Genomic DNA, 16,715 nt, shown 5'->3' on the forward strand with positions numbered 1-16,715 from the left:
GTGGCGGCGCCGCCGAAGCGTGGTGTGCCCCCGGACAGGGTTTTACCCCCGCATCCCGTCCGGCTTTTGGCCGGATACGTATCGCGCGATTTGATCGGGTGCCCCGCTGCCCATGCTGGTCGCGACCGGCTGGCGGGATCCTGATTAACCACTCTTGTGACGTCGAGAGGTGTTCTACGCCCCAGCCGTTGAGGCCGCGTTAACCAAGCGTGCGGTGCTACACGCCGGGCGGCGTGCGCAGAATCGCGCGCTTGCGCGTGCGCACCCAGATCAGCAGGCCGGAGCCGATAATGATCGCCGCCCCGATCAGCGTCGCCGCGTCAGGGATGTGGCCCCAGATCAGGTAGCTGGAAATCGACAAGAACAGCAGGAAGAAATACGCGTAAGGCATCAGCGTGTTGGCCGTAGCAAAGCGATGTGCACGGGTCAGCAGCTCGTGACCTGCCCAGCCGAAAACGCCCAGCAGGACCAACAACACCCAGTCTAGCGCGGTGGTCGGATTGGTCCATGTCCAGATCGCCGTGGGCAACAAGACCACCGTGCCGAACAGCCCCATGTAGAACTGCATGATCTCGGTCGAGACCACCCCCGACAGCTTGCGGGTCAGGGTCGAATAGAGCGCCATCGCCACGGCGTTGTGGAATGATAATAGCATCGCCCAATGGAACTCCGCCCCGAAAGGCCGCATCACCACCAACACACCGACAAAGCCCAGAAGGATGCCGAAGATGCGCCATGGCCCCGCCCGTTCGCCCAGCAACGGCCAACCCAGCAGGCACACCAATATCGGCGAGGTGAACATGATCGACGCGGTCACCGTCAGCGGCAGATAAATCAGGGCAATGAAGTTGAGGGCAGTCGACGAGGTCAGCAGATAGGCCCGCAATAGCACCAACCCGAGCCGGTCTGTCTTGAACCGCTCCGCGTCCATGCCGCCGCGTGCCACCAGCCATGTGGAGATGACGAAATGCCCGACATAGCGCATGAAGGCCAGCTGCAACGCGGGCAGCCCCGCCAGCACCAACCACTTCACCGAGGTGTCGATCATCGAGAAAAACAGCCACGCCGCCAGCATCATCCCGATGCCAAGGGTTGCGCGATCTTCCAGCGCTGGAACGGCGACGCGGCTCATGTATTACGGCTTCAGCTTGGCGGCGTAGAAGTCCACCATCTGGGAGACCATATCGTCTCCACGGCCCTCGTCGCGGGCGGTCTGCAACGCGCTCAAGGTGCTCTTCGACATGATCGAATTCACCCCTGCGTCATCCGCCATCTTGGCATAATACCCCACATCCTTGGCCGCGTTCTTGATCGCGAAGGCCAGCTGGTTCGGGTCACCATCCACGCCGTAGCCCTTGACGAAATCCATCATGCCGGACTGCAACGGCCCCGCGCTCATTACGTCATAAAGCGCCTTGCGGTCCACGCCCTGCACATCCGCCATAGCGAACGCCTCGGCCATGGCATTGGCCACGGTCATGCCGAAGAAGTTGTTGATCAGCTTGATCGTGTGGCCCGAGCCAAGCGCGCCCAGATGGAAGACGTTCTCGCCCAGATCGTCCAGCACGGGTTTGACCTTGTCGAACGCCGCCTTGTCGCCGGCGCACATGATATTGAGCAACCCGTCCTTGGCATGCGACGGCGTGCGGCCCAGGGGCGCGTCCAGATAGGCACCACCTGCGGCCGCGACCTCCACGCCCAAGGCTTTGGTCGAGGCGGGCAGCGAGGTGCCGAAATCAAGCACCACCGCACCGGGTTTCAGCCCCGCGATCACACCGTCCGCCCCGTGCATCCGGCCCTCGACCTGATCCGACGTGCCCATGCACAGCATCACGATATCGCAGGCTTCCGCCACCTCCCGCGCGGTGCTCGCCTCGGTCGCACCACGGGCCATGGCCTGATCCACATAAGTGCGGTCGCGGTTGCCCAAGACGACCAGATCATGGCCCTTGTCCTGCAAACGACCGACCATAGCGCCGCCCATAAGGCCAAGCCCGATAAATCCAATTTTACTCATGCTGTCTCTCCTGTCTTTTCCAGTATTAGTGCCGCGCCAAGGCGGCCAATTTCGTCACTACATTTCGCCCCTGCCCCATTGCCGCCCGTGCACAGAGCAATCCGGTCGGACAGGCGAGCTATCTCCGGCAGGCGGTCCTTGGTCCAAGACGTGACGCAGGCTTCCATGCTTACCGCGCGAATATCCAGATCGGGCATCAGCTCGCGGATCATTCCGTGCAGGTGGTCGCGGACCTTCGCGTTGCCGCCCGAGCGGAACCACTCTCCGATGGCCTGCTGGCCGACCAGAGGCACATCTTCCGGATCGCCCCCCAGTTTGATGTAGAGCTTCCCGTCAGGGTAACGGATCGGCGGCAGTAAATACGGATCTTCCGGCGTGTCATAAACCAGCGTCGGCATGGTGTTCAACCGTGCGGCCTCCGCCTCGCTCACCTCGAAGAACGCGACTGTACGCGTGTAGACCTCCAGCTTTGGCGGGCGCGCCAGAACCGTATCGGTGTTGTAGCCAGCGGCGACCAGAACTTGGTCGAAGCGGTGGCGGCCTTCGTCGGTGGTCACCTTCACATGATCGCCGCGCTCGTCCAGTCCCTCTACCGTTTTCTCCACTAACGTCGCGCCAAAAGAGTGTGCCGCCTTGGTCTGGGCCGCGACCAGATTGCGCGGGCTGACATGGCCCGCCCGCGTTGGTTCATGGTAGCCGGTGAAATGTTCGGGAAAGCGAAAGAACGGGAACCGTTGCGCCAGCTCTTGGTGGTCCATCGCGTCGCAAGGCACGTCATGCTTCAGCCGCCCCACGTCCACACGAGCCATGAACGCCTTGCCCCCCGCCATCACCGCGCCAGTTTCGGTGTAAAACTGGATGCCGCTTTGCCGCTCAATCTCGGCATACCGGTCAATCGCCGCTGTCGAGACTCCGACCCAGTATTCATCCAGCGCATTTTTGCGTGTGATCCGCCCCTCGTCGTAATGCGAGCCGAACACGCCTGCGTGGCTGCGCTTGTCGCGCGGCTCGGGCGGACCAATCAGGGTCACGTCCTGCCCCGCCATCGCCAGATGCCGCGCTGCCGCCGCACCCCAAAGCCCCCGACCGATGACGGCTATGCTCACTTGGCCACCTCGAAGGACCGTGCGCCAAGGCGCTTCTGGATTTCGTAAATGGTGAAATTGTCGGTGGGCAGCGGCGCAGGAATACGCGCGCCGATGCTTTGCACTCGCGGCTCCAGCGTTGGATCACCGCACAGCATCCGGTCGTTGTAGTCCTTGATGTCGCTCCAGCGGGTCAGCGAGCCCATGATCGGGAACGCATCCGCCGCCATCATTTCATAAAACAGCAACCGGCGGTCGCGGGTCGACTGGTTGAGCGCCGAGCCATGCACGATCCGCCCGTGATGGATCGACACCGAGCCGGCTGGTCCCTTCAACTCCACCGCGTCCTTCATGTCGAAACCGCAGGCCGCAAGGTCCATGGCTCCTGCAAATACCCCGTCGACATGGTGGTCATAGATTGGATGTTTGTGCGAGCCGGGGAACACCATCAGCGGGCCGTTCTCACTTTCCATGTCGTCAAGGATCACCGCGATGGCCAGCACGTCGTCATTGGTATGCGGATAAAACGCGAAGTCCTGGTGCCACTCCACCGCCGCGCCGAAGCCTGCGGATTTCATGTTCAGCTTGGTCGTGTGCAACCGCAGGTCCGGCCCCACCAGATCACGCGCAGGGGCAAGGATCAGGTCGGAATACATCAGGTCGCGCATCACCTTGTTATGGGTATGCGGCAGTTTGATACGCCGCACGCGCGGGGTTTCCGGCGTGTGGCTGTCTTCCAGATCGATCTCGTCGGTACTCTCGGTCAGGCTCTTGGCCTGCTCCTGATACTTGGCAATCTCGGCGCGCAGGCTAGCCAGCACATCTTCGGGGATGCGCTTTTCCAGAATGAGATAGCCGTTCTCGTCATAGAAGTCTTTTTGTGTTTGCGTCAGCGTTTCCATAGTCAATTGTCCTCCAGTTTACGCCCCATGACGGGATTGCGCGGGTGGGTGGGCCGAGGCCGCAGGCGAGGTCAGCCGCCCGTGCTCGGGGCCACCGCCGCCTCAATCTTCAACGTCGTCTCCAAAGTTTTTCGCCCCTCACGGGCAGATAACAGCGGCGCGACTTCGCCCGCGCAGACCCGCGCAAAATGCTCCAACTGCGCTACCAGTGGCACGTTGAGAGCGACGGCATGCTCCTCGCGGTGTGGGCGTTGAGACCAGTCTGCCGCCCCCGACCAGACGGTCAGCGACGGAAAAGCCACAGCCCCTTCGGTGCCGCAAATGCGCAGGTAGTCCTCGCCCGTGGTGGCGATGTTCGGGTTCTCACCCGTCCCCGCCTCAAAGCTGTAGGGCGACGCGGTGGTGTCGGCAAAACTGATGCTCGTCGCCAACCCGCCGTCGAACCCCAGCAGCGCCACGCCGCTTTCCACTCGTGCAGCACCTCGCTGTGCGTTGGAGCCGAGGCCCTGCACAGAAGCGACCTCGCCGAACAGGTGCCGCAGCAGATCGACCTCATGCACCAGATTTATCAGAACGGGTGAGCCGTCCGGCCCTGCCCGCCATGGCACCTCGAAATAGGGATCAGGCTTTTTCAGCGCCCAGATCATCGACGCCAGAACTGGCGTCCCGATAGCGCCATTGTCCAGTAACTCTTTCAGCTTTGCCACCGCCGCGTGGTGGCGGCGGTGATGGCCCACAAGCGTCTGCACGCCTGCCCGCTCGGCTGCTGCAATGATCCGGTCAGCAGCCTCCAACGAGTGGGCCACGGGCTTCTCGATCAGCATGTGCCAGCCGCGCACCGCCGCAGCCTCGGCGTGGTCTGCGTGCAGATGCGAGGGCGTGGCGATCAGGATCGCGTCGGCCTCTACATCTACTGCGTCGATGCTATCGAAATGCGGCACATGGGTCTGCGTCAGTTGCGGGTCAATGACGCCAACCACGTCGACCTGTGGCATCTCCAGCGCATGCGCCAGATGCCGCGCGCCGATCAGACCTATGCCCGCAACCAGCAGCCGCACTACATCACCGCGCCGATTTGCCATGGGACGAATTCGAAATCGCCCAAACCCTGCGCCTCGGACTTGGAGACCTCACCGGACGCCACGCGCAGGATCAGATCGTAAATCTCGCGGCCCTTTTCTTCCAACGACACACCCGCTGTCAGCATGTCGCCTGCGTTCACGTCCATGTCGTCGGTCATGCGGGTATACATCTCGGTGTTGGTGGACACTTTGATGGTCGGGCTGGGCTTCGACCCGAAGGCCGAGCCGCGCCCCGTGGTGAACACCACCACCTGACAGCCGCCCGCGATCTGGCCGGTGACGGAGGCCGGATCGTAGCCGGGGCTGTCCATGAAGGTGAAGCCCTTGGCGGTCACGGGCTCCGCGTATTTATAGACGCCCGTCAGCGGCGAGGTGCCGCCCTTGGCTGCGGCCCCCAGCGACTTCTCCAAGATCGTGGTCAACCCGCCCTTCTTGTTGCCGGGCGACGGGTTGTTGTCCATCGAGCCGCGATTGCGCTCGGTATAATCCTTCCACCACTCGATCATGCCGATGAGTTTTTGGCCCACTTCGGACGACACCGCGCGACGGGTGAGCAGGTGTTCGGCACCGTAAATCTCGGGCGTTTCGGCCAGCACGCCCGTGCCGCCTTGGGCGGCGAGCAGGTCGCAAGCGTAGCCCAAAGCCGGGTTGGCCGTGACACCGGACCACGCGTCAGAGCCGCCACATTGCAGGGCGACTTTCAACTCGGACACCGGACATTCGCTGCGGGTCGCCTGATTGGCGATCGGTAGCATGGCCTCGACCTTTTTGATGCCCAGATCAATGGTCTTTTGCAGGCCCGCCACGCCTTGGATGTTCATCACCTGAAAGGACTCGTCCTGTTTCAGGCCATACGCGTCCAGCAGCCAGTCGATCTGGTTCATCTCGCAGCCCAAGCCCACCATCAGCACGCCCGCGTGGTTCGGGTGCTTGGCATAACCCCACATGACGCGCTGCAAAGCCTCGAACCCGTCGCCGTCCCCCGCCATGCCGCAGCCGGTGCCGTGGACGAAGGCGCAGACGCCGTCGACATTGGGGAAGTCTTTCAGGCGTTCCGGAGTGAAGTGGTCCGAGATACGCCGTGCGGCCGTCGCGGAGCAGTTTACCGAGGTGACGATGGCGATGTAATTGCGCGTGCCCACCGAACCGTTCTCGCGGCGGTAGCCCATGAAAGCGTCACCTGTGGCAGGGGTAACGGGGCGCATGTCGGTGCCGAATTCGTAGTCCTGCGCGGTCGGCACGAAGTCGCAGTTTTGCGTGTGGACGTGATCTCCCGCCGCGATATCGGTCGAGGCCACACCGATCATCTGCGCGTATTTGCGGATCTGCTCACCCTTCCCGATGGCGCGGGTGGCGATCTTGTGGCCGGAGGGGATCAGTCCGGTGGTGGCGACGTCTTCAATGGACGTCCCCGCTTCCAAGGCACGGGTGGCGGTGACGACATTGTCGTCTGCATCTAGGCGAATGGTGTCTTTCATGGGGTCTACTTTCAGGCGCAATAAGGCGCGTCGGAGGTCCAGCGGTGAATGTCGATATGAGGCTCGGCGGCGAGGCGTGCGCGGGCGTCTTGCCACATGCTGCGCCATGCTTTCCAGTCGTGCAACTCGGAATCCGGCTTGGCGCTAGATCGGGCTACGAAGTCTGGGAAATGGCTGCGGCCCGTAGGCTGGCCGGTTTTGTTGAAGCGCAGGTCGAACGACCAGCGGATGCCTTGCGAGATGTTCGGCAGGGACGCGTGCGGGACCAGCGGGTGGAACAAAACCGCACCACCAGACGGAACAGGTAAAGGCACCGCGCCGTCCTCATCAATGAACGCGTCCGCGATGGCGGTTTGCTTTTTCGGGCAATGGGGCAGGATGTCTTGCGGGCCGTTGAAGGGCTGCACCTTCAGGCAGCCGTTCTCGATGGTGGCGTCAGTGACGGCGAGCCAAACGGTGACCATGTCAGTCTCGTCCGCTTCCTCCAATGCCACTGCGCGGTCTTGATGCCAGTCGGTGGAGGTGATGTGCGCGCGCGCCTCGTCCGCATTCAACTCGGTCGCAGGGGGCTTGATGCGCACATGCTGGATGGGGTTGGAGGTGATCTCTGGCCCGATCAGATCCTCGACCATGTCCAGCAAGCGCGGATGCGTGACCATCTCGAACACGGCGGGGCCGAAATGCATCGGCGTGTCGGCAGCAATGCGGTCGCCCGGCAGGGAGATATCCATGGGTTGGAACCAGTCACGCCCCGCGCGGTAGGCGGTGACGAGCTTGTCTTCGAAGCTGTGCGCCTCAGGCAAACCCCACTTCGCATAGAGCCTATCCAGCAGGTCCGCATATTCCTCGCGCACCCGCTGGAGTGTCTCTTGCGGCACCACGTCAGGGACGACCAGATAGCCGTCTCGATTAAACGCAGCTATCTGGTCGGTGTTGAGCATTATGCCCTCCTACGGAAGCAGGAGCGAGACGATGGGCGGATAGATCAGCAGCACCGACAGCGCACACAGCTGGATACAGATGAACGGCAAGAAGCCTTTGAAAATATCCGTCAGCGAGATATGCGCAGGCGCCACCGACTTGAGGTAGAACGCGGCAGGACCAAAGGGCGGCGATAGGAAGCTGACCTGCATGTTCATACAGAACACCACCCCGAACCAGATTGCCACGTGGCGCGGGTTTAGTTCGCCGAACATGCCGATTTCCTCGATCGGCAAGCGCTGTACGATGGGCAGAAACACCGGAATGATCAGCAACACGATGCCCACCCAATCCATGAACGCGCCCATGAACAGGAGGATCAGCATCATAGCCAGAATGATCCCCATGGTCGGCAAATCAGAGCCAACAATGAAATCGGCCACGTATGTCGGGCCACCAGCGATGGTGTAGGCACCGGCCAAAGCCGCCGCCCCGATGGTCACCCAAATGATCGTGCCGGTAGATTTGAGCGTGCGCATCAGCGAATCCCAAACCAGATCGCTGGAGGCTTCGCCGCGCAAGACCGCGATGACGAACACAGCGAAGGCGCCCATACCAGCAGCCTCGGTGATGCCGGTGATGCCGCCGTAGATGGACCCCAGAACAACGCCGATGACGACGATGGGCGGCACAAGGCCCTTGCCCATGTCCCAGCCGATTTTGGTGCGCTCGCGACCGAAGGCAAAGAAGATCAGCAGCAGCGCAATCGCGACCAATCCGGCGAACCAAGGCACATAGTCGGCAGTGCCCCAGAAGATCGGATCAACACCGTCACCTTTGTCGACGTTCTCACCCGTCATGGTGAAGAACAAGGCCCGGAAGAACAGCACCACGGAGAAGCCTGCAACCAGCACCGACATGAACGCCCCAAACAGAGCCAGCTTTGCCAAGCCGCGTGGCTCGCCCTCTACCGGGTCGGGCAGCGGTGCATCTTCCGGGCGCAACTGTGTGCGCACGATGATGTAGATGATGATGAAAGAGGCCAGCATGAAGCCCGGAAGGAAGGACGCGGTAAACAGCGCCTTGATCGAAGTCTCGGTGATCAGGCCGTAGATAATCAACACGATAGATGGCGGGATCATCGTACCAAGGCTGCCGGACGCACAGATCGTGCCGATGGCAAGGTTCTGATTATACCCCAGCCGCAGCATTTGCGGCAGCGCGATGAGCCCGAGAAGAACAACCTCGCCACCGATGATGCCGGACATGGCGGCCATGATAACGGCCATGATCGAGGTCACGATGGCGATGCCGCCACGGGTACGGCTCAACCAGACGTTAAGCGAGGAATACATATCTTTAGCAATGCCGGAGCGTTCCAGCAGAGACGCCATGAAGATAAATAGCGGAATTGATATGAGCACATAGTCCGTTAAGAGCCCGTATATTTTCTGCGCCAGAATATTGAGCGGCCCTGACCCCGGCCTGCCGGTCAGTATCCCGTCCCCGAAGGTCCAAGGAGCGGAAAGAAGTGCAGGCTCGAATTTCATGACAAGTACCAGCACCGCCAAAATGGCCGAGGCCATGCCCAGCGGCATACCGATCGCCAGCAGCACCAGCAGGCCCATCATCAAGACGAGCGAGATTGTTCCAATATCCATTATTCTGCCCCTACAGCTTTTTTCAGCCGTTCGATTTCATCTTCGTCAATATCATCCGCAGCAGTGTGCTTGACGGGCTCGGCGTTCCAATCAGAGATCAGATTGACCACTGACTGAACAGCGACCAGCGCCACGACAATCAGCACCATGGGTTTGACCGTAGCCGGGATGGGTGGGTTGAAAGCGGAGCCGAACAATTCCCAGCGCGCGAATTTCGCAAATGCCTCGCCGTAGCCCCCGTAGCACAAGAAGAAGGCGAACAACACGATCAGCGAGGTCGAAATGATATCGCAGACCCGCTGAATGGGCCGAGGGAACATGTCGTAGAGGATAAATATCCGAATATGGCTACGTTGCTGCATGGCATAGAGACCCGCGCACAGAAAGACGAAGCAGGCCAACCAAAGTGACAGCTCGTTGGCCCACAGTGTCCCGGCGCTCAGCACGTAGCGCACGAATACCTCGTAGAGCATGACCGACGTTAGCAAGACGATCAGCAGCATGGTAACGCGGCCGATGAAGACCGACAGGCGATCCAGCGGTCCCCATGCCTCAAATTCCATTGCGGCGCGGCGCACTGTCATCACACCCCAAATGGCCGTGAGCGGAATGCCGATAAAAGCCAGAATATCGATGATGTCGATATATTGCCCCATGACAACGGGCATGCCCGGCGCAACATCGGTGCGTTCAAAATGGGCCGCAAGCTGATCGCCGTGACCGCCCCAATCAAGGATGAAGGCTGGCATGTGCCAAGTCACCCATCCTGTGCATAGAATAAATGCCAAAGGCGCAAGCCACTCGACAAGCGTGCCAGATTTCTGATCCACGGAAGTCCTCCCCCAAAACAATCAGACGCTATCGCGCCGATCTGCCCTGTCCCTGTTATATCTTAAACGGACAATTTCAGTGTCATTAAGACCTAATGAGAAGGGCGGCCGCCTTGGACCGCCCTTCCTTTTAGATCTTACTTAACCAGACCCAATTGAGTGAGGTACTCAATGTGCGACGCAACCAGAGCTTCTGCTTCTGGAGTGTCGGCGAATTCAGGCCATGTCGCTTGTGCGGCATTGCGGAACTCTTGCAGGTCTTCTGGAGCCCACTGGGACAAGGTCACGCCCTGCTCACGCAGCTGCGACGCAGCTTCGGCGTTTTTCTTCTCGAAGGTCAGCGCGGTACGCAGCGCCAGCGCTTCCATGCCAACTTTCATGATGCGCTGGTGCGCAGCTGGCATTGCGTCGAAGACAGCCTTGTTACACGCAAGGTGGTCGGACGGCATCGAGTGGAAGCCAGGGAAGTTGGCGTATTTAACGATGTCATAGAGACCCAGGCCAACATTGTTGGCCAGACCCGACGCATCCGCGCCGTCGATGATACCGGTTTCAAGCGCTGTAAAGATTTCGGTGAAATCCATCACGATCGGCTTGGCGCCCAGCTTTTCGAAGATTTTGGTTTCCATGCCGGGGGGGGAGCGGAACTTCCAGTCTTTGAAGTCAGCCACTTTTTCGATTGGCTTGCCGGATGCGAAAGATTCCTGGCCGTAGATCCACCAGCCGATCAGCTCCATATCGTATTTGTTGTACAAGGGCGCTGCAGCATCAAGACCGCCACCGTAGTACAACCAGCTTAGCTGCTGGTAAGGCGTGTCGTAGCCGCCCATGATGTCGCCCACAAACTGGAATGCGGAGTTTTTACCGGTCTGGTAGCCACCACCGGTCATGTCGCAGTCGATGATACCCGACGCCGCGGCGTCAAATGTCTCAACCGACTTCACCACGGAAGACGAGTAGAACATCTCCACCTCGATGCCGCCGCCGGACATGGTTTGAATATCGTCGATATACTGTGCAGCCAGCTTGCCGGAAACGGTTTCTGGTGCGTAGTGAGTTTGGATGCGCAGCTTGCTGACGGCGTGGCCATCGGCCAGTACACCGGTAGCAAGGAGTGCTACGGCCGCGACTGAGCTCGCGGCGGTTTTCATAAACTTCATAGTGTCCTCCCAGACGAATTTTATTGTTTTCGCAGATCGGGTCCCGTGGAGGTCGCCCCCAGCTTGACCCTGCGTCCGGAGACCCTAGCAACCGAATCTGGCGCTGCCAACAAAAATTCTATTTTTTCGTGAATCTTGATATTTTGATGCAATTTCAAAATTTTGTATGCTAACTAGTCCGATAACACATATTGTGCTCCGGCTGGACGCGACCCACGACCGCGACAGATCGGACTCCATGGAGGAGACCATCGATGGCAAAAATCACAACCGCGACTAAGTTGGACACGCCTGCGATCTATGACGACCTTCACAGAAAACTGGTTACCGCGCAATTCAATCACGGCGAAAAGCTGAAGTCTGAGGAATTGCGCCAGATCTACGGCTGCTCGGCGAACACAATCCGGGAGGTTTTGTTCCGCCTGTCGACCGCCGGTCTGGTGGCCTTCGAAGAGCAACGTGGGTTTCGCGCACGTCGCACTTCCCGCGAACGCCAGCACGACCTGACCCAGTTCCGAATCTTGCTAGAGCAGGAGGGTGCAAGTCTGTCGATGCAACATGGTGACATCGAGTGGGAGGCGCGCTTGTCGGCCGCTCACCACAAACTGAGCCATATCGAGGGCGAGGTCCGACGGAGCGGCACGGTCCAACACGTTCTGCCCCTATGGTCCAACGCAGAATGGGAATTCCACGACACGCTGATTTCGGCCTGCAGATCGCCCTTGCTGCGCGAAACCTACAAAATGATCTACGATCAATTCCGCCAGCAACTTGTGTCGCGTGAAAGCAATTATGGCTACTTCGTCGACAACGTCGAGGAGCATCGCGCCATCCTTGAGGCCGCGCTGGCTCGCGACGAAGCTCTGTGCCGCCAACACATCCACGACCACCTTGCGCGCAACATGATCAGCTAGGGCTGGCCGCGCCTAGGTTGGTCGTTTCAGCTCGTCATCGAGATAGACCTGGATGATCTCCTTGAAGCTGCCCTCCGCCTTGAAGCCCAAGGCAAGCGCGCGCTCCGGCGCGAAATTGCGAGGCCAGCCTTCGACGATCTTCTGGATCACCGGATCGGGCTGATGCTTGATCAGTTTCACTACGTCGTTGCCAACAAGGTCGCGCAACGCCTCGATCTGCTCGGCCACCGTGCAGCTGACGCCCGGCAGGTTCAGGGCGCGGCGGTTTTGCAGACGGTCGGTATCCAGCGTTGCGGCATGGGTCAGGAACCCCGTGGCGGAGCGCGGGCTGGCGTGCCAATGGCGTGTGGTGTCGGCCACCGGCAGAATGGCCTCCTGCCCGTTCAACGGCTCACGGATGATGCCCGAGAAGAAGGACGACGCGGCGGCGTTGGGCTTGCCCGGCCGCACACAGATGGTGGGAAGGCGGATGGAGATGCCGTCGATGAAGCCCTTGCGGGAAAAGTCGGAAATCAGCATCTCGCAGATCGCCTTCTGCGCGCCGTAGCTGGTTTGCGGCGCGGACAGGAATTCGTCGCTGATCTTGTCGGGATACGGCCCGCCGAACACCGCGATGGACGAGGTGAAGACGACACGCGGGCGGTAGCTCGGGTCCGCCTCATGCTCCGCACGCAGCGCTTCTAGCAGCGCCCATGTGGGGTGCATGTTGATGGCCCAGCCTTTGGCGAAATCGGCCTCTGCCTCCCCCGACACAATCGAGGCGAGGTGGAATATTACATCCGGCTTGGTCTTGGCCAGAGTTTCGGGCGTGCCTGCATCAGCGATGGAGCCTTTGATCTGCGTGGCACCAGTGATTTCAGTCGACGGAAAGGCGATGTCATGCAGGGTGATGTCGACCTGTTCGCCGTTCAAGCCATTTGCCGCAATGTGGCGGGCCAGTTTCTGGCCGACCATACCGCCGCCACCGAGGATGAGGGCCCTCATGCTGCCACCTCGTTGCGCTGTAACAGTTCAAGATAAAGGCCGGAGTGATCCTTGTCGGCGCCATCCATGTTCTCGACGAAATCAGCAAACCGGTCGCGGGTCATCTGGGCTGTGGGGAGGCTCAGGCCCAACTGGCCGCTTTCGTTGAGCAGGTTGTCGAGGTCTTTAAGCTGGAATTTGGACAGGCCGCCGGGGACGAAATTGCCTTCCGTCATCCGCTCGCCATGCTGTTGCAGGATGGTGCTGTCGGCGAAACCGCCTTTCAGCGCGGCGCGCACGGCGGCGGGATCAGCGCCGCCTTTTTGGACCAGCAACATCGCCTCGGCGACGGCGGCGATGGTGACAGCAACGATCGCCTGATTGGCGAGCTTGGACAGCTGGCCAGAGCCAGTGGGTCCGACATGAACGGGGCGGCCCATTGCGTTGAGGACCGGCGCGGCGCGGGTGAAGGCGTCCGCATCACCGCCCGCCATGATCGCCAGCGTGCCTGCTTCCGCGCCTTTGGTGCCGCCGGAGACGGGCGCGTCGAGATGCTGGAACCCCAAATCGGCCAGATGTGCGGCCTGCGCGCGCGCCTCCTCGGGTTTGGTGGAGGACATGTCGATCCAGAGCGCGCCCGGCTTCATCGCAGCGGTCACGGTGGCGTCGGTGACGAGACTGCCGACCGCAATCCCGTCCGATAGCATGGTGATGACGACATCCGCACCGGCCACCGCGTCGACCACCGTATCGTGCACGGTAGCCCCCGCCTCTGCGAGCGGCTCCGCCTTGTTGCGGGAGCGGTTCCAGACGGCCAGCGGGAAGCCCGCTTTTGCGATATTGCGCGCCATGGGAGCACCCATCAGTCCGGTGCCAAGTAGCGCGATTTCGTGGTCTTGCATTGAGTTCCCCGTTCAGGCTTTGGATGGCTGTTTGCGGTAACACTAAGCCAAGGCTTCGCGCGTGAAAAGCATTGAAGCGGGCTAGAATTAATTCTAGGCATTGGCGAGTCGTGCCGCCCGCCTGCTCTGGGCGCTGCATCACAACCTATCATTTCAGAAGGGATGTTCCGTGTCACATCAAAGACTTACCGGAAAGCGGGCAATTATAACGGCCGCAGCGCAAGGTATCGGTCGCGCCTCGGCTTTGGCCATGGCCGATGAAGGTGCGAAAGTTTTTGCCACCGATGTGAACGCTGAAGCATTAGCCGATTTGACCCACGAGAACATCGAGACCTTTGTGATGGATGTGCGGGATACGGCCTCGGTGAAGGAGGGAATCAAGCTTGCGCAGCCGGACGTGTTGTTCAACTGCGCCGGCGTAGTTCATAACGGCTCGATCCTCGAATGCTCGGATGCGGATTGGGACTTTGCGTTTGATTTGAACGTCCGCTCGATGTTTCGCACGATACAGGCCTGCCTACCGGGCATGTTGGAGCGCGGGAGCGGCTCGATCATCAATATGTCGTCGGCCCTGTCCTCCATCATCGGAGCGCCGAACCGCTTTGTTTACGGCACAACCAAAGCAGCCGTCATCGGCATGACCAAATCCGTGGCAGTTGAGTATATCAAACAAGGCGTTCGCTGTAATTGCATCTGTCCGGGCACGGTGGAAAGCCCCAGTTGGCACGACCGCGTGACCGCCTTGGGAGAGAAACTTGGCAGCTATGACGCGGCGATGGAGCAATTTGTATCGCGCCAGCCCATGGGACGCGTGGCGACGGCAGAGGAAATTGCCGCCTTGGTGGTTTATCTGGCGAGCGATGAGAGCGGGTTCACGACAGGCCAGCCGCATATCATTGACGGCGGTTGGTCGGGCTGACGTCGGAGTTTGAGTATTTTTGACCAAATGGAAACAAGGGTGCTGCTCGGGGCGGCGCTCGTTAACCTTAACGGGATGTGAAGATGACCGAGAAACCGAAGCTGAGATCGCAACAATGGTTCAACAACCCTGACAATCAGGAAATGACCGCTTTGTATTTGGAGCGGTATCTGAACTACGGGCTGACCCGCGAGGAGCTGCAATCGGGCAAGCCGATCATCGGGATTGCGCAGACGGGGTCTGATTTGAGCCCGTGTAACAGGCACCATATCGAGCTGACCAAGCGAGTGCGCGACGGGATTATTTCCGCGGGCGGGACCGTGATTGAAATCCCCGTGCATCCCATTCAGGAAACCGGCAAACGGCCCACCGCGATGCTGGACCGGAACCTGGCGTATCTGTCCTTGGTGGAGACGTTGTTCGGCTACCCGATCGACGGCGTGGTGCTGAATATCGGCTGTGACAAGACCACACCCGCGCTGCTGATGGCGGCTGCGACGGTGAACATTCCGGCGATTGCCTTGAGCGTGGGGCCGATGCTGAACGGCTGGTTCAACGGCGAGCGCACGGGCTCCGGCACCATCGTATGGAAGGCCCGCGAGATGCAGGCGGCGGGCGAGATCGACGATGATGGGTTTATGGATCTGGTGGCGTCCTCGACGCCGTCGGTTGGCTATTGCAACACCATGGGGACGGCCACGACGATGAACTCCTTGGCGGAGGCATTGGGAATGCAATTGCCGGGCTCTGCCGCGATCCCTGCACCCTACCGCGAGCGGGGGCAGATCAGCTACCACACCGGTCAGCGCATCGTGGAAATGGTGCATGAGGACTTAAGGCCATCTGACATCATGACGCGTCAAGCGTTTGAAAACGCTATTGTTATCAACTCGGCCATTGGCGGGTCGACCAATGCGCCGATCCACTTGAACGGGGTTGCGAAACACTTAGGCATTGAGCTAACCAATGATGACTGGCAAGGGATAGGCCATAAGGTGCCTTTGCTGGTGAACCTGCAACCGGCGGGCAAGTATTTGGGTGAGGATTACCACCGTGCGGGCGGCGTGCCCGCGGTGATTGGCGAACTGCTGAAGGCGGGGCTGCTGCCCTACCCTGACGCGGTGACTGCCAACGGCAAAACCATGGCAGAGAATTGCGGTGATGTGCTGACCGGCAATGATGACGTGATCTATTCGATTGATGCGCCGATGTTGAAGGACGCAGGCTTTATCAACTTGAAAGGCAACTTGTTCGATTCAGCTATCATGAAGACCAGCGTAATTTCCGAGGAATTCCGCACGCGGTATTTGTCTGACCCTGATGATCCTGACGCCTTCGAAGGCCGCGCGATTGTGTTCGACGGGCCGGAGGACTTCCACCACAAGATCGACGACGAGAGCCTTGCGATTGACGAGCATTGCATCCTGATCATGCGCGGCGCGGGACCGAAAGGGTATCCGGGTGGCGCGGAGGTGGTGAATATGCGCCCGCCTTCCTACCTGCTGAAGAAGGGCATTCACGCCCTGCCCTGCGTCGGTGACGGGCGGCAATCTGGAACGTCCGGGTCTCCGTCAATCTTGAACGCCTCGCCGGAGGCTGCTGATGGCGGCGGGCTGGCGTTGGTGCAGACCGGAGATCGGGTGCGGATCGACTTGCTGAAATGCACCGCCGACATGCTGGTTGACGACGCTGAACTCAAGGCGCGCGCTGAGAAACTGGTGAACGGCTCTATCGAGGTGCCGGACAGCCAGACCCCTTGGCAGGAGATTTTCCGCGCCATGGTGCGTCCGTTCTCGGAAGGGATGACGTTGGAAGGTGCGACGAAATACCAAGACATTGCGCGCAAATACATGCCGCGTGACAACCACTAGGGAGATTTGA

The 16,715-nt window shown here is 60.3% G+C and carries 15 protein-coding genes; 3 read left to right on the forward strand and 12 right to left on the reverse strand.

Annotation, left to right across the window (positions count from 1 at the left end):
* Positions 1-217: 217 nt before the first annotated feature.
* The 10 genes from BCF46_RS06890 to BCF46_RS06935 form a co-directional block, all read right to left on the reverse strand.
* Positions 218-1,132 (reverse strand): DMT family transporter, encoded by a 915-nt coding sequence (locus tag BCF46_RS06890; RefSeq protein ID WP_121022974.1) that lies wholly within the window; start codon positions 1,130-1,132, stop codon positions 218-220.
* A gap of 3 nt (positions 1,133-1,135) precedes the next feature.
* Complete coding sequence (locus BCF46_RS06895; protein WP_121022975.1) at positions 1,136-2,017, reverse strand: NAD(P)-dependent oxidoreductase; 882 nt, start codon at positions 2,015-2,017, stop codon at positions 1,136-1,138.
* Entirely contained in the window at positions 2,014-3,123 is a 1,110-nt protein-coding gene (locus BCF46_RS06900) for an NAD(P)/FAD-dependent oxidoreductase (RefSeq protein ID WP_121022976.1), read from the reverse strand. The genes BCF46_RS06895 and BCF46_RS06900 overlap by 4 nt, the downstream gene beginning before the upstream one ends.
* Positions 3,120-4,004, reverse strand: coding sequence for a phytanoyl-CoA dioxygenase family protein (locus tag BCF46_RS06905; protein ID WP_121022977.1), 885 nt, complete (start codon positions 4,002-4,004; stop codon positions 3,120-3,122). Before BCF46_RS06905 ends, BCF46_RS06900 begins: the two co-directional genes overlap by 4 nt.
* Before the next feature lie 71 nt (positions 4,005-4,075).
* Complete coding sequence (locus BCF46_RS06910; protein WP_121022978.1) at positions 4,076-5,086, reverse strand: Gfo/Idh/MocA family protein; 1,011 nt, start codon at positions 5,084-5,086, stop codon at positions 4,076-4,078.
* Entirely contained in the window at positions 5,062-6,564 is a 1,503-nt protein-coding gene (locus BCF46_RS06915; RefSeq protein ID WP_121022979.1) for a UxaA family hydrolase, read from the reverse strand. The genes BCF46_RS06910 and BCF46_RS06915 overlap by 25 nt, the downstream gene beginning before the upstream one ends.
* 11 nt (positions 6,565-6,575) lie before the next feature.
* The gene (locus tag BCF46_RS06920; protein ID WP_121022980.1) at positions 6,576-7,505 is read right to left on the reverse strand and encodes a phytanoyl-CoA dioxygenase family protein; all 930 of its coding nucleotides are present in this window, start codon (positions 7,503-7,505) and stop codon (positions 6,576-6,578) included.
* A 9-nt stretch (positions 7,506-7,514) separates the two neighbouring features.
* Positions 7,515-9,146 carry a TRAP transporter large permease gene (locus BCF46_RS06925; protein WP_121022981.1) on the reverse strand — a complete coding sequence of 544 codons (1,632 nt, stop codon included), beginning with the start codon at positions 9,144-9,146 and terminating at the stop codon, positions 7,515-7,517.
* Positions 9,146-9,976 carry a TRAP transporter small permease subunit gene (locus BCF46_RS06930; RefSeq protein WP_245989883.1) on the reverse strand — a complete coding sequence of 277 codons (831 nt, stop codon included), beginning with the start codon at positions 9,974-9,976 and terminating at the stop codon, positions 9,146-9,148. Before BCF46_RS06930 ends, BCF46_RS06925 begins: the two co-directional genes overlap by 1 nt.
* A gap of 137 nt (positions 9,977-10,113) precedes the next feature.
* Positions 10,114-11,136, reverse strand: coding sequence for a TRAP transporter substrate-binding protein (locus BCF46_RS06935; protein WP_121022982.1), 1,023 nt, complete (start codon positions 11,134-11,136; stop codon positions 10,114-10,116).
* 254 nt (positions 11,137-11,390) lie between these two features.
* On the opposite strand from BCF46_RS06935, the gene BCF46_RS06940 reads away from it, so the two are divergent.
* Complete coding sequence (locus tag BCF46_RS06940) at positions 11,391-12,050, forward strand: GntR family transcriptional regulator (RefSeq protein WP_121022983.1); 660 nt, start codon at positions 11,391-11,393, stop codon at positions 12,048-12,050.
* Between the two features lie 12 nt (positions 12,051-12,062).
* Here the strand turns inward: BCF46_RS06940 and denD are convergent, their stop codons facing one another.
* Together denD and BCF46_RS06950 are read right to left on the reverse strand one after the other, a co-directional pair.
* Complete coding sequence (gene denD / locus BCF46_RS06945) at positions 12,063-13,034, reverse strand: D-erythronate dehydrogenase (RefSeq protein ID WP_121022984.1); 972 nt, start codon at positions 13,032-13,034, stop codon at positions 12,063-12,065.
* Positions 13,031-13,915, reverse strand: a complete 885-nt coding sequence (locus BCF46_RS06950; RefSeq protein WP_121022985.1) for an NAD(P)-dependent oxidoreductase — start codon at positions 13,913-13,915, stop codon at positions 13,031-13,033. Before BCF46_RS06950 ends, denD begins: the two co-directional genes overlap by 4 nt.
* 169 nt (positions 13,916-14,084) lie before the next feature.
* Between BCF46_RS06950 and BCF46_RS06955 the strand changes: the two genes are divergently transcribed.
* Both BCF46_RS06955 and BCF46_RS06960 read left to right on the forward strand, forming a co-directional pair.
* On the forward strand, positions 14,085-14,834 hold the full coding sequence (locus tag BCF46_RS06955; protein WP_121022986.1) for an SDR family oxidoreductase: 750 nt from the start codon (positions 14,085-14,087) through the stop codon (positions 14,832-14,834).
* An 83-nt stretch (positions 14,835-14,917) separates the two neighbouring features.
* A complete protein-coding gene (locus tag BCF46_RS06960) occupies positions 14,918-16,705 on the forward strand; it encodes an IlvD/Edd family dehydratase (protein WP_121022987.1) in 1,788 nt (595 codons plus the stop codon).
* Positions 16,706-16,715 lie beyond the last annotated feature (10 nt).

This window comes from Litoreibacter meonggei (assembly GCF_003663885.1).
Lineage (GTDB): Bacteria > Pseudomonadota > Alphaproteobacteria > Rhodobacterales > Rhodobacteraceae > Litoreibacter > Litoreibacter meonggei.